Annotated in this window: 20 protein-coding genes and 2 tRNA genes; 4 read left to right on the plus strand and 18 right to left on the minus strand. The window is 37.4% G+C overall.

The annotated features are described in order from the left end of the window. Nucleotides 1-26: 26 nt before the first annotated feature. On the minus strand, nucleotides 27-2486 hold the full coding sequence (locus tag BM207_RS05590; protein ID WP_090992596.1) for a bifunctional UDP-N-acetylmuramoyl-tripeptide:D-alanyl-D-alanine ligase/alanine racemase: 2460 nt from the start codon (nucleotides 2484-2486) through the stop codon (nucleotides 27-29). A 59-nt stretch (nucleotides 2487-2545) separates the two neighbouring features. Here BM207_RS05590 and BM207_RS05595 point away from each other — a divergent pair, with 59 nt between their 5' ends. The 3 genes from BM207_RS05595 (at nucleotide 2546) to BM207_RS05605 (ending at nucleotide 3374) form a co-directional block, all read left to right on the plus strand. Next, nucleotides 2546-3037, plus strand: a complete 492-nt coding sequence (locus BM207_RS05595; RefSeq protein ID WP_090992597.1) for a regulatory protein RecX — start codon at nucleotides 2546-2548, stop codon at nucleotides 3035-3037. A 126-nt stretch (nucleotides 3038-3163) separates the two neighbouring features. Then, nucleotides 3164-3236: transfer RNA gene (locus tag BM207_RS05600), tRNA-Gly, on the plus strand. A 53-nt stretch (nucleotides 3237-3289) separates the two neighbouring features. Next, a tRNA-Leu gene (locus BM207_RS05605) sits at nucleotides 3290-3374 on the plus strand. A gap of 94 nt (nucleotides 3375-3468) precedes the next feature. Here the strand turns inward: BM207_RS05605 and BM207_RS05610 are convergent. Genes BM207_RS05610 through BM207_RS05620 form a run of 3 tightly spaced genes read right to left on the minus strand, consistent with a single transcriptional unit; the run spans nucleotide 3469 to nucleotide 5118 of the window. Further along, nucleotides 3469-4308: an alpha/beta fold hydrolase gene (locus BM207_RS05610; protein ID WP_090992598.1), complete on the minus strand. Its 840-nt coding sequence runs from the start codon at nucleotides 4306-4308 to the stop codon at nucleotides 3469-3471. After that, nucleotides 4308-4793, minus strand: coding sequence for an SRPBCC family protein (locus tag BM207_RS05615; RefSeq protein WP_090992599.1), 486 nt, complete (start codon nucleotides 4791-4793; stop codon nucleotides 4308-4310). The genes BM207_RS05610 and BM207_RS05615 overlap by 1 nt, the downstream gene beginning before the upstream one ends. A gap of 7 nt (nucleotides 4794-4800) precedes the next feature. Further along, on the minus strand, nucleotides 4801-5118 hold the full coding sequence (locus BM207_RS05620; RefSeq protein ID WP_090992600.1) for an ArsR/SmtB family transcription factor: 318 nt from the start codon (nucleotides 5116-5118) through the stop codon (nucleotides 4801-4803). A 252-nt stretch (nucleotides 5119-5370) separates the two neighbouring features. Here BM207_RS05620 and BM207_RS05625 point away from each other — a divergent pair, with 252 nt between their 5' ends. Beyond that, nucleotides 5371-5724 (plus strand): hypothetical protein, encoded by a 354-nt coding sequence (locus BM207_RS05625; RefSeq protein ID WP_090992601.1) that lies wholly within the window; start codon nucleotides 5371-5373, stop codon nucleotides 5722-5724. Between the two features lie 57 nt (nucleotides 5725-5781). Here BM207_RS05625 and BM207_RS05630 read toward each other — a convergent pair whose 3' ends face one another. The 14 genes from BM207_RS05630 to BM207_RS05695 form a co-directional block, all read right to left on the minus strand. After that, the gene (locus tag BM207_RS05630; protein WP_090992602.1) at nucleotides 5782-6339 is read right to left on the minus strand and encodes a DUF4256 domain-containing protein; all 558 of its coding nucleotides are present in this window, start codon (nucleotides 6337-6339) and stop codon (nucleotides 5782-5784) included. Nucleotides 6340-6350: 11 nt separating this feature from the next. Continuing rightward, a complete protein-coding gene (locus BM207_RS05635) occupies nucleotides 6351-6734 on the minus strand; it encodes a DoxX family protein (protein WP_245768041.1) in 384 nt (127 codons plus the stop codon). Next, nucleotides 6734-7207 carry an SRPBCC domain-containing protein gene (locus BM207_RS05640; protein ID WP_245768042.1) on the minus strand — a complete coding sequence of 158 codons (474 nt, stop codon included), beginning with the start codon at nucleotides 7205-7207 and terminating at the stop codon, nucleotides 6734-6736. Before BM207_RS05640 ends, BM207_RS05635 begins: the two co-directional genes overlap by 1 nt. Then, entirely contained in the window at nucleotides 7207-7524 is a 318-nt protein-coding gene (locus tag BM207_RS05645) for a metalloregulator ArsR/SmtB family transcription factor (protein WP_090992603.1), read from the minus strand. The genes BM207_RS05640 and BM207_RS05645 overlap by 1 nt, the downstream gene beginning before the upstream one ends. A gap of 61 nt (nucleotides 7525-7585) precedes the next feature. Continuing rightward, the gene (locus BM207_RS05650; RefSeq protein WP_090992604.1) at nucleotides 7586-8833 is read right to left on the minus strand and encodes a DUF2264 domain-containing protein; all 1248 of its coding nucleotides are present in this window, start codon (nucleotides 8831-8833) and stop codon (nucleotides 7586-7588) included. A gap of 70 nt (nucleotides 8834-8903) precedes the next feature. Further along, a complete protein-coding gene (locus BM207_RS05655) occupies nucleotides 8904-9188 on the minus strand; it encodes a DUF3817 domain-containing protein (protein WP_090992605.1) in 285 nt (94 codons plus the stop codon). 111 nt (nucleotides 9189-9299) lie between these two features. Next, nucleotides 9300-9821 carry a Fe-S protein assembly co-chaperone HscB gene (hscB, locus tag BM207_RS05660; RefSeq protein WP_090992606.1) on the minus strand — a complete coding sequence of 174 codons (522 nt, stop codon included), beginning with the start codon at nucleotides 9819-9821 and terminating at the stop codon, nucleotides 9300-9302. Nucleotides 9822-9865: 44 nt separating this feature from the next. Next, nucleotides 9866-11257, minus strand: coding sequence for an RIP metalloprotease RseP (gene rseP, locus BM207_RS05665; protein ID WP_090992607.1), 1392 nt, complete (start codon nucleotides 11255-11257; stop codon nucleotides 9866-9868). A gap of 43 nt (nucleotides 11258-11300) precedes the next feature. Continuing rightward, nucleotides 11301-12446: a 1-deoxy-D-xylulose-5-phosphate reductoisomerase gene (locus BM207_RS05670; RefSeq protein WP_177217066.1), complete on the minus strand. Its 1146-nt coding sequence runs from the start codon at nucleotides 12444-12446 to the stop codon at nucleotides 11301-11303. A gap of 33 nt (nucleotides 12447-12479) precedes the next feature. After that, a complete protein-coding gene (locus BM207_RS05675) occupies nucleotides 12480-13982 on the minus strand; it encodes a GH3 auxin-responsive promoter family protein (protein ID WP_090992609.1) in 1503 nt (500 codons plus the stop codon). An 18-nt stretch (nucleotides 13983-14000) separates the two neighbouring features. Next, nucleotides 14001-14876, minus strand: a complete 876-nt coding sequence (locus BM207_RS05680; RefSeq protein WP_090992610.1) for a DUF7847 domain-containing protein — start codon at nucleotides 14874-14876, stop codon at nucleotides 14001-14003. Beyond that, nucleotides 14873-15841 (minus strand): glycosyltransferase family 2 protein, encoded by a 969-nt coding sequence (locus tag BM207_RS05685; RefSeq protein ID WP_090992611.1) that lies wholly within the window; start codon nucleotides 15839-15841, stop codon nucleotides 14873-14875. The genes BM207_RS05680 and BM207_RS05685 overlap by 4 nt, the downstream gene beginning before the upstream one ends. Before the next feature lie 3 nt (nucleotides 15842-15844). Beyond that, entirely contained in the window at nucleotides 15845-16795 is a 951-nt protein-coding gene (locus BM207_RS05690; protein WP_090992612.1) for a glycosyltransferase family 2 protein, read from the minus strand. Between the two features lie 173 nt (nucleotides 16796-16968). After that, the gene (locus BM207_RS05695) at nucleotides 16969-17523 is read right to left on the minus strand and encodes a DUF4199 domain-containing protein (protein WP_090992613.1); all 555 of its coding nucleotides are present in this window, start codon (nucleotides 17521-17523) and stop codon (nucleotides 16969-16971) included.

Consider the following 17523-nt stretch of genomic DNA (forward strand, 5'->3'; position numbering starts at 1 on the left):
AAAATTAATAAAATATTGTGAGGTCATTATTCAAAAAAATATACCCTTTTTACTCGCTGAGAAACATTTGTTAATATTTCATAAGGGATTGTATCAATCTGCTCGGCCAAGTCTACTATTGTATGTTGGTGGTTAAACACAACTACCTCATCTCCTATATTAACTTTTATACCCGTAACATCAAGCATACACATATCCATACAGATAGAGCCTATAGTGGGCACCAGTTGGCCATTGATTAACATTTTACCTACTCCGTTACCAAATTTTCGGCTATAGCCATCGGCGTAACCAATTTTAACCGTTGCGATACTTCCGCCCTTAGGCATATTCCCTAAACGTCCGTAGCCAACCGTTTCTCCGGCATTAATATTTTTAACCTGCGTGACGGTTGTTTTTAACACAGCTACCGCTTGCAAGCCCTTGTTAGCAGGCAATGCGTTATCAAACCCATATAAACCAATCCCGATCCTTACCATATCCATTTGCGCATCTTGCCATCTGGTGATACCAGAGGTATTTAAAACATGCTTTAAGGGAAAATATTTCAGGCGTGTGGTTATTTCCTGGTATGCTGTAGAAAATGCCAAGATTTGAGACATGGTATAGTCATCGTGTTTTGCCTGATCGCTGGCTACTAAATGAGTAAAAATACTTTCAATTTTTAATTTTTCAGTACCTAACAAAAGATTGATAAGCTCAGGCAGTTCTTCCTTGCCAAAACCCAATCTATGCATCCCCGTATCCAATTTAATATGAACTTTAAAGCCCGCTTTCTCATCGGGTAGAAAATTGATAAAGCTTTTCAAGATATTGACATCATACAACTCGGGCTCTAATCTATATTTAACTAATGCTTCAAAAGCCGATGGCTCCGGACTCATCACCATAATAGGTAAACTTATTCCTCCCCTTCTCAATGCAATTCCTTCATCTGCATAAGCTACGGCTAAATAGTCTACTTTTTGATACTGTAATAGATTGGCAATTTCAAAGCTTCCACTTCCATAAGAAAAAGCTTTAACCATAGCCATTGTTTTTACACCAGGCTTTAACTTACTTCTATAAAACTGCAGGTTTTCCGCTAAGGCGTTTAAATTTATTTCGAGTACCGTGTCATGAATTTTCAATGTCAGCAATTTACTAATCCGTTCAAATTCAAACTTTCTAGCTCCTTTAATTAAAATAGTTTCATTGTTAAAATGCAAAGCCTGCCAGTTCCTGATAAACTCCTGGGTATTTTGATAAAAAGAAGCTTCCAACTTAAATAAGTTTGCAAATGCTGATATATCAGGCCCAATTCCGATTAAATGATCTACCTTCTTTTGTTGCAGTAATGCAGCGATTTCAGTATACAGATCCTTGGTCCTTTTTCCTGTTTCGTATAAATCTGACAAGATCAGTGTTCTTTTAGGATGCTGATTTTGAAGATTTAAGAAATCCAAGGCAATAGCCAAAGATGATATGTCAGCACTATACGAATCATCGATGATAGAACAATTTTCAATTCCGTTAATTAACGCTAACCGCATGTTAACCCCGGTTAATCTATCTAACCGGATACTTGCTTCTGCTGGACTATAATCTAAAGCCAATAAAGTAGCCCAACAAATAATTGCATTTTCAAGAGCGGCTTTATCCGTGAAAGGAATGGTACAACTAATTTGAGCCCCTTGATAGCTGGCTTCAATGTAACTTTCTTCTTTCTTTGTTTCAATGTGTTGTATATGCAAATCTGCCGGCTCCTTTGTGCTCCATGAAAACTTCTTCTTACCAGGTAATTCGGAAATCTCTAGGGTTGATGTATATTCAGGTGCATAAATAAACAGTTCAACTTCTTCGAAAAGCTTTAATTTTTCTTTTAATTTATGCCTTTTTGATTCAAAACCAGCTGCATGAGCTTCTCCAATATTTGTTAAAATACCAATCGTTGGATGAATAACTGCTGCAAGCGCCTGCATTTCTCCACTTGTGGAAATCCCTGCTTCAAAAATACCGAGACTATGTACCTCAGCTATTTGCCAAACAGATAAAGGTACACCGATTTGGGAGTTAAAGCTTTTCGGACTTCTTACAATATTAAAATCAGCTGTCAGTAATTGATATAACCATTCTTTAACAATCGTTTTTCCATTACTTCCCGTTATCCCCACAACCTGCAAATTAAATTGGGCTCTATGAAAGCTTGCTATATTTTGAAGGGCTTTTAGCACATCATCGACTACTATAAAATTAGCCTCTTCATATTTCTCAACATAGTTTTCGTCGCTAATGACAAAATTTCTAACACCATTTTGATAAGCGTGGCTAATAAATTCATGCCCGTTGCGTTTTGCTGAGAACGCAAAGAATAAAGATTTTGCTGGGCTAACAAGCGTACGGCTATCGGTTAACAAGTTTTCAATACAGACATTTGGGTTTGGCAAAAATGCCTTTCCCTTTAAAATTTGTGCAATATATTTTATCGAGTATTGAAGTTCGCTCATAGTAAAAAACAATAAATAGAGAATTGCTGCTATTTTTTTACGAATTTCAACAATTATTTATGAAAACTAGTCAACCAAAGCCACTCATTTTAGATAAAAAAACTGCCTTATTAAAAGCGGAGAGTTGGTGTGCCTATCAAGAGCGTTCGCAACAGGAAGTTAGAAATAAGCTTTATGAATGGAATTTATTCCCAAATGAGGTAGAGGAAGTAATCTCCGAGCTCATTACAACCAACTTTTTAAATGAGGAAAGGTTTGCCTATGCCTATACGTCTGGGAAGTTTAAAATAAAGAAGTGGGGAAAAATAAAAATTAAACAAGGGCTTAAATTGAAGAAAGTTCCTGATAAGCTAATCCAAAAAGCGCTGAATGGGATTGAAATGGATGACTATTTAGCAGTTTTATTGGCTACTGCAGAGAAAAAATCCATTGCTCTAACTGAAAAAGATATGCTAAAAAAGAAATTTAAGCTCGTTACCTACCTTCAAGGCAAAGGTTTTGAAAATGATTTAATTTTTGATGTACTGAAAGCCAACAACTTACCTAGCTAGTGCAATTTTTATTAAAATATTTCTTGACAGGAATATAAATCTGTTTATATTTGCATTCCCAAACGGAACGGATGTCTGCTCGCAAGCATCTCCAAAAGGGAAAACATTGGATAATGTTTAATTAATGCGAAAGTAGCTCAGTTGGTAGAGCACGACCTTGCCAAGGTCGGGGTCGCGAGTTCGAATCTCGTCTTTCGCTCTAAATGCCTTCCTACCAGGAGGCATTTATTTTAAAAGCTTTATTGCTTTTAAGCTCGGATGGTGGAACTGGTAGACACGCAGGACTTAAAATCCTGTGCCCTCAACAGGCGTGCGGGTTCGATTCCCGCTCCGAGTACTTACTAAGACTGTTATCAAAAATGCCATTTCTCATACCAGAAATGGCATTTGTATTTTATCCCGTTTCCATTAAGATAAAACTCTCGTGAATTTTATCTAGCGTTATCTAGGAATTTTTCAATCATTTGAATTACAAAACCCGCCTGCTGTGAGTTAGACTTTAGTGTAGTTATTTCTTCAATGTATTCGCCATGAACTCCAGGAATGATGGCTAATTCTGAACCTGGTAACATTCTGCGCATTTCCAACGCATGTTCAAGTATAATTACATCTTTATCTCCAATAATAATGAGTGCAGGAGCCTTGATTGCCTTTATCTGTTCGTCAGGAATATCCTTAAAATTTACCATTCTTTTCGCATCCCGATCATGCATAATTTGAAGTCCTGAAGGGTCAGGTGCAACTTTTACATAAGCATCTTTTAGTTCTTGCGGCATATTATCCAAATTGGCTTGCTTCATAAATTCCCAAAATTGTGCAGGAACACCGTTTCGCTTACTAAGCGCAGAGCCTAAAACAATTTTGTTTACCACTTTTGGATATCGAATTGCAATATGCAATGCTGTTGTTCCACCATTACTAAAACCAAAGAAATCAGCATTGTTAATCTTTAACTGCTGTAGTAAACCAACCACATCATCAGCATCTTGTTCAAAGGAAAGATCGCTATTCCTATCGCTGGTTCTTCCATGAGCCTGAAGTTCTAAAGCAATGACTTTGCGATGCATTGATAGCATAGGAATTATCCTGCCAAAAGATGTTTCAATTGTAGAGCCACCGCCATGTATCAATACAAGTGGTTTACCTTCTCCGTAAACCTGATAATACATTTTGATACCGTTAACCGAAGCGTAGCCGCTTTTTGAAAGCGATTGTGCATTTATAGATAAGTTTGATGCAATTAAGCTAGTTAAAATTAAAAGCTTCTTCATTAGGAGGTTTGTTTAACAAGTAGATTTAATTTATTGAACATCTTAATCCAGCTTTGGTAAGCACCTGTTTCTTTTGCCTTTTCTTCGTCTACTGTCTGATGAATAGTCATCTTTGTGCGCTGGCCGATTGACTCGAAGCTGACCCTGGCAACATGACGCTCGGGCCAATCTTCTACTTTGCCATTAGCAAGCGAGCTCACAGCCTCTCCAGCCTCATTCGACATCACCATGGTAAAGACTAATTTTTCATTTTGCAGAATTTCCAAGTAAGTGCCAACAATCCAACAAGAGCCATGTAGAGGATCTTGTATAACGTAATGAAAATGTCCGCCTGCTTTGACTTCGATTGATTTAAATTCAATAGTACATCCATCTGGTGCGTACCAGTGCTTTAATTGCTCAGGATCTGTCCACGCATTAAACACTAAATCCCTGGGTGCATCAAAAAGATGGCTAATTAGTAATTCATTTTCTTCGGATTTCATATGTATGTTATTTTTTGGTTGACGCAAGAAACTGATCTAGTTTTTCAAATCGTTGGTTCCATAATTTACGGGATTGCGTTACCCAGTCAGTTACTTCATCAAGTTGGGTAAGTTGGGCTTCACATACTTGTTCCCTTCCTTTTTGATTCATAACAATCATTCCGCATTCTCTCAATATCCTTATATGTTTGGCAATAGCCTGCTTGCTCATTTTAAGATCCTCGCCAATTTGCGTGATATTTAGCGGTCTCTGCGACAATTTACTAATGATGATTCTCCTTGTTGGATCAGCAATAGCTTGAAATACATCTCTTCTTTCTATCATTATACAACCAAATGGTTGTCAAATATAAAGACAACCATTTGGTTGTGCAAATATTTTATAAAATATTTTAGCAGCGATCCTTATAAAGCGTTATTTGTTTTTTAAGACCGGAAAGTGCCTATTAAGCTGAAAAATTGCAACGTTGATTATGGAAACCAACGCCAAAACTGATGCAGATCATTTTTTTGGCTGACTACACACCTTAACGACTTATCCAAATTCACGCAACTTTGTACTATAAAATTATCAATTATGGCAACGTTAAAAACAACTACAGCTGCTAACTGGATTGCAGCAAATGAAAAGGCCCCAAGCAATGATAGCGCCTGGAAAAAATATCTTGCCTTTGTAGATGGGCAAAAAAATAATAGTACACTTTGGTTCTTGATATCATTGAGTATTCATGCCGCCATTTTGCTACCTCTTCCATTAATCTTAATTGGGTTTTTTAATGCTCCTATTTCTTTCCTGGTCATCACCATGTTTTGTTTCTTTACTAATTTTGTAGCAAATATGGGCGGGTCCGGAATTCGAACCACATTTACTTGTTTTCTATTTAGCCTCTTAATACATATCGGAATGATTTTTTGGGTGGTGGCATCATAGCACAAAGTAATTATCAAATAAAAAAGCTATCAAAAAATGATAGCTTTTTTCGTGTTGTTAAACTCTCAAAGAGCCCCGAAATCCTCTCGCCGCATAATATGATTCTGCACCATTATGATAGATAAACACTGTGGCGTATCGAAAATCGCCAAATATCGCTCCGCCTAGCTTCCTTATTTCCGGAGGTGTTACAATCCAACTTGATGTTTTAGTATCGAAATTCCCAAGCTCCTGCAAATGGCGGTATTGTTCTTCAGTTAACAGCTCAATACCCATATCTGCCGCCATCCCAATGGCACTATTGCCTGGTTTATGTTCTTTTCTTGCTGCTAATGCTTCATGATCATAACAAACACTTCTACGGCCTTTGGGACTTTCAGGAGCACAATCATAAAAAATATACTCATCTGTTGCTTGATCATAGCCAACTACATCGGGCTCACCACCGGTAATCTCCATTTCATCGAGCGTCCATAATTTCTCGGTATTCGCTTCTAGCCTGGCTTGTACATTAGTCCATTCTATGCCTTTATGGCGATTCATATTTTTCTCAAAACGTGTTCGCAAAATCATCAGTAATTCTGCGTTTTGTGCGGGCGACAATTGTTTTTTCATTTGATAAAATTTTAATTAATTGAAATAACTTTTCTATCAATTGGCCTAAAGTACCATGACAGAACCGTGAGAACGATTAGCAAAACAGGGCCAAAAAAATCCTTTGCACCATCTCCAACAGCTATATGAGAAAATATTGCGCCCGACATGGCGAAAAAGAATCCTGCATAAGCCCATTCCTTTATTAATGGAAACTTAGGGATCAGTATCGCCACTACGCCTGCAATTTTCCACACGCCTAATATAGTCAGAAAATAGAGAGGGTAACCCAAATGGGACATCATCAAAACCTCTTCTTTAAGTTGGATTAGCTGCACTACGCCAGTTGATAACATGCCCAAGGCAAGCCATGCAGTAGCAATCCAATAGATAATTTTATTTGTCTTCGTCATCATTATTTATTTAGGTTATTAAACAAACTTTCTAATCGATCATGCGCCATACTAATTCCTTGCGCAAAAGGAAGCTGCAATAGCTGGTCTCTAAGTGCTACAGATTTATACACTACGTGCATAGTGAGTTTGCTGGTATGATCAGTTAACTTTTCAAATGTTAAAAATTCCAATTGCGGTGCAAAAGGTGTATTTTCCATTTCGAATGTGCGCGTAATCTTTTCATCAGGAACGAAGTCGTGTATTACTCCACTGGCCAAAAAGGCAACATTCCCTTTGGGATCTGAAGTCTCAAATAAGTAAGCTCCATGCTTTTTATTTTCTAGTTTCAAAACCTTCGTACCCATCCATTGTTCCACAATTTCTGGTTCTACATAAGCCTTAAAAAGCAACTCCAAAGGCAAATCAAACTCCCTTGTGATTACAAGTTCCTGCTTACCATTTTCGGCACTGATTTTAGTTTTCCGTTCCATCATTATGCTTTGTATTTTTTCATGATATCCTCTAATTTATTAAACCTTTCATCCCACATCTGACGAAATGGTTCGATGAAGTCGGCAACCTCTTTCATTGTTTTAGCATTTACATGATAGTGAATTTCCCTACCGTTTTGTTCTTGTCGCAGCAACTTACATTCGGTAAGGATCTGCAAATGCTTAGAAATTGTAGGTCTCGCTGTGTCGAAATTCGAAGCAATAGCGCCCGCAGCCATCGATTGGGTAGCAAGTAAAAGGAGAATGGCCCTCCTGGTTGGGTCGGCAATGGCCTGAAATACATCTCGTCTTAAGTTCATTATGTAGCTATTTGACTACAAATATATATGTAGTTATTTAACTACGCAAATTTTACAGCGTTTATTTTATGCCGACCGCATGGTCATTCTCAAAATTTTCTCCGCTCCAAATTTTTTGTGAGCTCCATTTAACAGGCTTCCCTGCCCAAAAAGGATCTGTTTCTGGCAATCCCAGCGGTAAAAATATAGCTGTGGCAAGGTATGGACTACCTTGATTATTATAAGAATCTGCTATATTAGGCTGGTCGCCATAAAGTCCCAAAGTGAGCCAGCCGTTTTTATAAGTGGTTGGACTTTCTAGTGTTTTCTTAAGCACTGCGGTTAGCGCCCCCCTCACCTGCTCAGGACTTAGCTGTGCTGGAAGTGCCTTTCGATAGGCCATATCAGCTAAATGATGGAAAGCTGCACCCCGGTAAATAAGTGACCTTCCTGTCGCCGGAAAAGTACCGTCCATCGCAATCAAGCGTTCTTGTATGACTGCGTATCGTTCGTTTCGATTTTTTATCTTCTCGAACATGGCATTATAGATATTCGTTTTTTTCTTAATCACCTCGGCAATCGAAGCTAAGTATGGGTGGATTACGAAGCTATTATAGTAATCAAAAGCATAATTAGTTCCATCTTTATACATTCCATCGCCAACATACCACTGTTCCATTTGCTGCAAGGCATAATCAACACGCATGGGATCCCATGGATAACCAAACTTGGCAAAAAAAGCTTCGTTCAGTGCAGAAAATAGTAACCAATTTGAAAAACCTGGTCGGAATTGCCGAGTAGTAAGGATCGCTTTCATCAACAACTGCTGATTTTTTGCGCCGAGGTTTTCCCAAAGCCAAGGGGCCCGCATTACGGCAATCGCTATAAATGAAGCATCAACCAATTGTTGCCCTGCTAGATCAAAACGCATAAAATCATTTGCATTAGAATCTAAAGCATGTTCGAGGCTCGCTATTGCCCATGTACGATACTGACTTCTAAGTGCAACTTCTTGGGCAGGTCCCCCTTCCAATTGGAGCCAGGGGGCAATTCCGCATAACACCCTTCCTAACACTTCAACATATTGCACTTTGATTCTAGACTCCTTATTGTCTGCCCGGATAGAGGTAACTTTGGGCATTACAATTCTGAGACTGTCTTTAGCCAAACTAGATAAAACTGGCCTAACCATTATATCTAATTGCTGCAACCAAAATTGCCGATCCGTTAAAACCTCTTGCTTCTTTGTTTTTCTTTGTGCAAAAGTACCAATAGTGATAAAAAGTAGGCTTAACGACAACAGCCCTATACGAACAGCTTTGAATTTCATAAATATCTAATAGTTTGCAGAGAATTAAGCTCTCCAGGCAAGTTAAATATATGAAATAATTGCAATACTCTTAACCTTCGTCCTTCAACCTTTTATCTACAATGAAGGGTGCGAATGGTAACAATGAAGCAACGAAGATCAATACTACCTTTCCAAAATTCCATTTTCTTTCTTGCCAGGCCATTACTAAGCAAATGCCGTATAATACAAAGAGCAAACCATGTACCCAACCAGTATATTTTACCGCTAAAGGCATTTCCGCCCAATACTTTAACGGCATGGCCACAAATATTAATAAAATATAAGACAGGCCTTCAGCCACTGCTACTTTTCTGAAAATGTTTAACGAAGTCATTTTATAACGATATAAGCACTAAAAATAAGGATAGCTTCTTAGAACTCAAAGCTATCTAGGTATTTATGACATGACCCTGTATTTAGCAATATTTAACTCGATATTCCCTTTCTAAAGCCGGCTAAGCCTTTCTTTTATCCGATACAGGTATTTATTGCGATAATATAGATCTTTAATTTCTTTTAAACTTGCTTCCTGAGACTCCTCATCGCTTTGGTCGAATGAAGCAGTTAACGCATGCAAATCTCTCCTTAAAGCATCTTCAATCTCGGAAATCTGATTGGTTAATGTTGTCATTTTATCAGGATCTGGATCAAATTCCATTTCCATGAGGGCTTCATTTACTTCCATCATTTCCATCAAAAAATGTTGTGGTAAGGCGTAATTCTCTCCTTCAACCAACTGGCCTTTCAATTGAAGGATATATTGTAAGCGTTTTTGATCATCTCTTAATACCTGAAATGATTTATTGTTTAGCGTCGATAGTTCTAAAATCTCCTCCTGTTTTTCTTGACTTTCGTTAATGTAAAAATCTGGATGATACTTTTTGCTTAGTGCATAAAATTTTTGCTTAACTACATCCTGGTCAGGATTAAAACTAATTGGTATTTCGTAAAAATCGAAGTAATTCATTGGTTAATTAGCTAATTAGCCAATTAGCTAATTAGCTAATCAACTTATTTATTAAAAATCTTCAAAATATCATTTCCAAAAGCGAAAACCATTAAGCTTAACAATATGACAAAGCCCACCACTTGAGCTCGCTCCATAAATTTATCGCCAAGCGGCTTTCCTTTAATCATTTCTATGACAAGGAATACAACATGCCCTCCATCTAAAGCCGGGATAGGCAATAAATTCATAAAAGCCAATGCCATAGAAATTAAACCAGTTAAACGCCAGAAATTAAACCAGTCAAACTCGGCTCCATACACCTTTGCAATACCAATCGGACTGCTAATATTACGGGCACTAACCTTTCCTGTAATCATTTTCCATATCCCTTTTCCATTGTCCGCAAAAGTCGTCCAGCCTTTAGTTGTACCAACGCCAAATGACTCAAAGAAAGTATAATCTATATGACGGGTTGGTAATTTATCTCTGGTAATATAAATGCCAATTGTACCTTCGTTGCTTACTTTAGGGTTTAGTATAAGTTCATTACGATCTCTTTTAACCTTTAAAACAATTGTTTTACCTGCCGAAGCTTGCACTGCAGTAGTAAAATCGTCTATAAATCTTACTGGCTTACCATTAATTGAGATTACGCTATCACCCTCTTTCACCCCTGCATCATAAGCTGGAGTTTGCACTTTTTCAGGTTTTCCAAAAATGGATTGTTTAAGTTTAGCGAGCCAGCCTGTCTTCTCCCCCATTGGTCCGTTAACACTGGATATTTCTTTGGCAATAACCCTAGGCTCAATAAACTCATCCATGCTATGCTTACTAATGCTATCCAATACAGACTCTGGCACAGTTAAATCTATCGCTTTGCCTTCACGAGAAATGGTTAATTTTGGGCTTCCCAGTAAAACTTTAGAGGTAATTATTTCTTCGAACCTAACAACTTTTTGTCCATTTATGGCCAGGATTTTATCTCCATTCTGTAAACCCATTTGCTGACCAACAATACCTGGATGTACACCATTAACTAATTGATCGTTAGCGATGTAAGTTTCACCGTATTTAAAAGTAAGCATCCAAAATATAAAGATACCTACGATAATATTCACAATAATCCCCCCCAACATAACGATTAAGCGTTGCCAAGCAGGTTTTGATCGAAACTCCCATGGCTGAGGAGGTAAAGCCATTTGTTCCACATCCATTGATTCATCGATCATTCCCGAAATTTTCACGTAACCGCCCAATGGCAACCACCCTATTCCATACTCTGTATCTCCAATTTTAAAACTTACCAGTTTAAAACCCCAGGCATCAAAAAAAAGATAAAACTTTTCAACTTTTATTCCAAAAGCACGTGCGGCTAAAAAATGTCCTAATTCGTGTAAAATTACTAGTATCGATAATCCCAGCAAAAGCTGGCCCGCCATAATCAGTCCGTTCATATATTATTATTGTATTATTCTTTGCTGTTAGATATGTTATAATTTATTTTGTTACGCATTGATTTGCAAATATACGTGTCTGCTCATCGGTTTCTACATAATTATTTAAAGTAGGTTTAGCTATAAATTTTATAGTTTCCATACACTCTTCAATTACATCGCTCATTTGTAAAAATCCGATTTTATCCTTTAAAAATGCTTCCACAACAACTTCATTTGCGGCATTAATAATGCAGGGCATGTTTCCTCCTCTTCGCATTGCTTTAAACGCGAGCTCAAGGTTACGAAAACTTTTTGTATCTGCCTCGGAAAAAGTAAGGGAAGGATATTTTAAAAAGCTAAATCGCTCAAAACTACTAGGTACTCTTTGAGGATAAGCTAAAGCATAATGAATTGGCAATTTCATATCCGGGAGCCCCATTTGAGCCTTCATAGACCCGTCAGTAAACTGAACAATTGAATGGATAATAGACTGTGGATGCACTATTACGTCAATTTGCTCGGTAGCCAATCCAAATAGCCATTTTGCTTCGATTGCCTCCAAACCTTTATTCATTAGAGATGCCGAATCAATGGTTATCTTGGCTCCCATCACCCAGTTTGGATGTTTCAAAGCTTCTTTTTTAGTTACGGTAGACAGAAAATCCAAATCTTTCCCTCTAAATGGTCCACCAGAAGCAGTTAAGTATATTTTTTCGATCGGGTTTAACTCCTCCCCCACTAAGCATTGAAAAATAGCTGAATGTTCTGAGTCAACGGGAATGATCTTAACTCCATTTTCTGCCGCTAGTTGCATAACCAACTCCCCTGCAACAACCAATGTTTCTTTGTTAGCCAAGCCAATATTCTTTTTAGCTTTAATTGCAGCAATCGTAGGTTTAAGTCCAACAGCCCCCATTATTGCCGTTAATACCAAATCGGTTTGTGATAACTCAACCGCAGCGATTAAAGCATCAGTGCCACATAAAACCTGCAGGTGAGGAAGTGCATTCTTCACAGTCTGATAATGATCTTCACATGTAATCACTACCAGCTCTGGCTTAAACTCTAGTGCCTGTTCAATTAATAATTTTGCGTTGTTTTGGGCGGTTAATGCATTTACTTGATATAAATGAGGGTTAGCACGGATTACAGCTAATGCTTGCGTTCCGATAGATCCTGTACTGCCTAATATCGATATATTCTTCAATTGGTTAATTTGTTAATTTCGTAAACTAGCTAATCAGCTAATTACATATTTTTCGAGGCTACTTACGATCTCTCTATCGTTGCTTAACCTTGGTACTTTATTTTGTCCACCCAACTTTCCAGCTTTACGCATATAGTTCACAAATGCATCCTTTTGCAAGGTACGGATTATTAAAGGTTGTAGTATCTTCCCTTCAATGAGGTCAAAATAATAAATATTTTTCTGTTGTAGCGCTTCATCCACTTTTTTACTAAATGATACTATATCTTTCGGTGCTGAGCCAAATTCTACAAACCATTCGTGAAAAGGAAGCTCGCCAGCTGGAGCATTAACCTGCGGAGCGACCGTAAATTCAGTGATTTCCACACCTTCCATATTCGCAACGGTTAACAAGGCATGCTCAACCTCTTCTCCAATTACATGCTCACCAAATGCAGATATAAAATGCTTAATTCGTCCGGTAACTAAAATTTTATAGGGATTTTTAGACACAAACTTTACTGTGTCGCCAATGCTATATCCCCATAAACCTGCATTTGTATTTAAAATAAGTGCATAGTTTTTATCCAGTTCCACCTCTGCCAAACTTAAACGTGTAGGCGTTTCATGATAATATTCTTCTGAAGGAATAAATTCATAAAATATCCCGGCATCTACCAATAACAGCAAACTTTTATCGTCTTGTTTATCCTGGTAAGCTATAAATCCTTCAGAGGCGGGGTAGGTTTCTATCGAATCGATTTTTCTGCCAATGCTTGATTCTATCTTCGCACGGTAAGGTTCAAAATTAACTCCGCCGTACACAAACAGGCTAAAATTCTTAAAGATATCCTTTATTTTCTTTCCATTTGATTTTTCAATTAACCTATCGAAATACATTTGCACCCAAGGTGGAATTCCCGAAATAAGGGTCATATTTTGATCGATGGTTTCTTCGACAATCGCATCTACCTTGGCCTCCCAATCTTCAATGCAATTGGTTTTATAGGAAGGAAGCCGGTTTTTTTGCAAATAGGCAGGAACCAAATTTGCCACAATCCCAGACAAACGACCTACATAAATGCCGTTTTTCTTATCCATTACGGGACTTCCCTGTAAGAATATCATCTTTCCATTTACAAAATCAACATTTCCCGTTTCATGAATGTAAGTTAACAAAGCATTTCGAGCAGCTTTAATATGCTCGGGCATCGATTCTTTAGATATAGGGATGTATTTTACACCAGATGTGGTTCCTGAAGTTTTGGCAAAGTATTTCGGTTTTCCCTTCCATAATACATCAGTCTCGCCATCTACAACCCGGTCTATATAAGGCCTGAGGCCTTCATAATCATTTATAGGTACATTCGTCTTAAAATCATCATAATCGTGAATAGCCGAAAATTGATGGTCTTTACCAAAGGAAGTGTGTTTGGCGTTTTTGATAAGGGCCTTAAATGTTTTTTCCTGAACAGTTAACGCATTGTTTTTCCATCTCTTGATCCTGTTTACAACCCATGCCGCAAATGGCTTACTTAATGCTGCTTTTAATCCCATACCTGTGAAGCAATTTTCTTAAACAATGTTGTGAATAATATCAGGATGTTCATCACCATCATATTCGCTCATTATTTTACGATAAGCGACCGCAAAAAAAGCTGTTGTAAAGGGAACTATGACAAACGAACTAAATACAACAACAATCAAAGAGATGTATTGGTTTATGTCATAATCGAAAAAGAAATTGATCAGACGGAAGCCTGTCATAACTACGATGTAAAAAAAACCAAATACAATTGCCTGAACTAGCACTAAACCCACGAAAATGAATAGGAGTTTAATAAAGTTTCCTTTAGTAGTTGCTAAGCTAAATTTAATTGATTCAAATGAAGTAACATGTTTATCTATAATGAAGAAAGGGAAAAAGATAATCCTAATAAAGGTAAAGAAAATACTAAGAATCGCAATCCCCACAGAAATGTTTACGATTATTTCTCCCGCCTGTGTGTAATTATTGAATATTCCTTGATTTACTCCAAATTTTAGGATAAGTTCTAGAATATAAAGAACAGGCATCAGCAAAATGCCGACAAGGAAGATGCTTAATCCAAAATAAATTGCACCTACTAAAAACCGTCCAATTTCAAGTCTAGTGGGCAAGGTTTCGATGATGGTTATTTCCGCATTTTCATGATCTAATAATCTGAATATATATTTGATTAAACATAATTCTACAACGCAATAGCTCATGATAAAGATCAAGAGCATAATAATCCTGATACCTACATGTAGCTCGCCCATAAAGAAAGCCATAAATGTTGAGGTAGATGCCGTAATAAAAATTAAAAAGCAAAGTGTTGCAATCGAAACATAATTGTCGCGCGTAACTTTCCATGCGTCAAAAATCACTTCTTTAACCGCAAAGGAGCTCTCTTTTAAATAGTCGATCATGATTGTTTAAATATTACTCTTTTCCAAAAATCTTGTATAAATCCTAATCCATAAGCAGTAAGCTGGATAAATGATGCTATAACACTCAAAAATGCAATTTTAATTGATTTATTAAGTTGCCATGAGTGAAAAAATATCAACATAAAATACAATAAGACCAGCAGATTACAAATATAAGCTAAGGGCGTATAAAACACATTTAACAGCAAAGTCAATATCATTCCTAGCGTGGCAAAGCTTGGAAAAAAATGCACTAGTTTCAGTGTTGATGGAAAATGTTTGTAAATATTAATTCTTGCCCTGCCGAAAAAATGCAGTTGTTTATAAAACTGACTAAAACTTGTTCTTCTTTTATGGTACACCTTAGCATCGGGAATCAAGCCGATTTTAAATCCGTTTTCATGAATTCTAATGCTATATTCGATATCCTCGCCCAGCCGTGTTAGCACAAACCCTCCAACCTTTTCATAAACTGCTCTTGAAACCCCCATGTTAAAACTACGGGGATGAAACTGTCCGATGTGCTTTTTGTTCCCTCTAATTCCTCCGGTAGTAAAAGGTGAAGTCATCGCATAACTAATAGCCTTTTGCACCGGCGTAAAACTCTCATGTGCTGCATCAGGTCCGCCATAGGCATCCAGCTGATGTTCAAATAGGTATTTGGAAACGATCTCCAAGTAGTCAGATGGGATCAGACAGTCGGAGTCGAAAATAACAAAATAGTCTCCTTTTGCCCTTTCGAAACCAAAATTGCGGGAAAAGCCCTGGCCTTCATTAGGCTTAAAAAAGTATTTTACATCCAATTGATCTTGATAAGAAGCAACAATTTCTTTTGCGTCTTTAACAGAACCATCTTCAATAACCAACACTTCAAATTGATTATAGGTTTGCTGGGTTAGGGTTGCTAAAAGCTCATCAATTTCTTGAGGTCGATTATAAAGGGGGATAATAATAGAAAAAAACATTCCTTAATTTATTTCCTTTTCTATTAAATAAGTATTCCTTTCAACTGCATTTCTAGTAACTAATTCACCTACAAAACCAGCTAAAAACAACTGAGTACCAATAATAACAGCGGTTAATGCTAAGTAAAATAGCGGTTGGTCTGTTACTTCTCGATAAGCCGAACCCCAGGCAATGTGATAAAGTTTTACGGCGATTAACCAAATTGCCATTAGGGTTCCGATAAATACACTTAATGCCCCAATCGCTCCGAAGAAATGCATTGGTCGTTTGCCAAATTTACCTACAAAGAAAATAGTTAGTAAATCTAGAAAACCATTGATAAATCTACTCAAGCCGAACTTTGTAGTACCGTATTTCCTTGCACGATGCTCAACAATTTGCTCTCCGATTTTCGTAAAACCTGCCCATTTAGCAATAACCGGAATGTAACGGTGCATTTCTCCGTAAACCTCAATTGTTTTAACTACGTCCAAACGATAAGCCTTTAAGCCACAGTTGAAATCATTCAACTGAATTCCACTCATTTTTCGGGTAGCTGCATTAAATAATTTAGTAGGAACAGTTTTTGTAATCGGATCATATCGCTTTGCTTTCCAACCAGAAACCAAATCGTAATTTTCTTCCTTAATGCGTTTATATAATGCGGGTATCTCATCCGGACTATCTTGTAAATCGGCATCCATTGTAATAACTACATCTCCTTGTACAGCGTCGAAACCCACATTCAGCGCTGCAGATTTGCCGTAGTTCCTCCTGAATTTAATGCCTTTAACGGCACTATATGTTTCCCTTAACTTTGTAATCACCTCCCAAGAAGCATCATTACTTCCATCGTCAACGAACACAACTTCGTAAGAAAATTTATTTGCCGACATTACCTTATCAATCCAAGCCATTAACTCGGGCAATGATTCTTCTTCGTTATATAAAGGTACTACAATTGATATATCCATTTATTTAGTATTATCGTCTTTGCGAGGAGGAACGACAAAGCAATCTCAAATGTAGATTGCCACTCGCTTGGCTCTTCCCGCCCTTCGTTCGCAATGACGCATTATTAGAAACGTGCAAATTTCATCAATTATTTTGACAAAACTTGCACGTTAAAAATTTATCTTAATCAATATTATACTTGATCATCCTGATGTAACGGACGATCTTTTTTAAGAAAGGCAGCAGTAATTAAGCTAATCAACAAGCCAACGATCGCATACATGATCGCAGCTCCAAAAGCTGTAAAATAAATCATATAGTCGGCCATCATTTCTATTCCTTTAATCTTTTGCTCGTCGCCATTTGCATTCGTAATCGCAGTGTCTATCATCTGCTGTAAGCCGGCGGCATCTATAAATTTATAGTAGATAAACATTAGAATACCAATAAACAACCCTGCATAAGCAGCTACTTTAAAGCCAGTTGAAAATCCTCGTCCATACGACATAAAGCCGCCCAAATCATCTTTATGCTTTTTTTGCGCATAAAAAATCGCATAAATATAGGTAACCCATGATAATAAAACCACAAGTGCTGTTTGATACCAAGGCACATCGGTAGCTTGGGCATCAATCCCTAAGACTCTCATTACCACGGTTAAGATAATAATGTAGATTGCAAAGCTAATTGCAACCTGAAATGCCAGTTTATTAGGCTTGATTTGTTCTTCTGCTAATTGTTGTTCCAT

Source organism: Pedobacter insulae, from assembly GCF_900113525.1.
In the GTDB taxonomy this organism is placed as follows: Bacteria; Bacteroidota; Bacteroidia; order Sphingobacteriales; family Sphingobacteriaceae; genus Pedobacter; species Pedobacter insulae.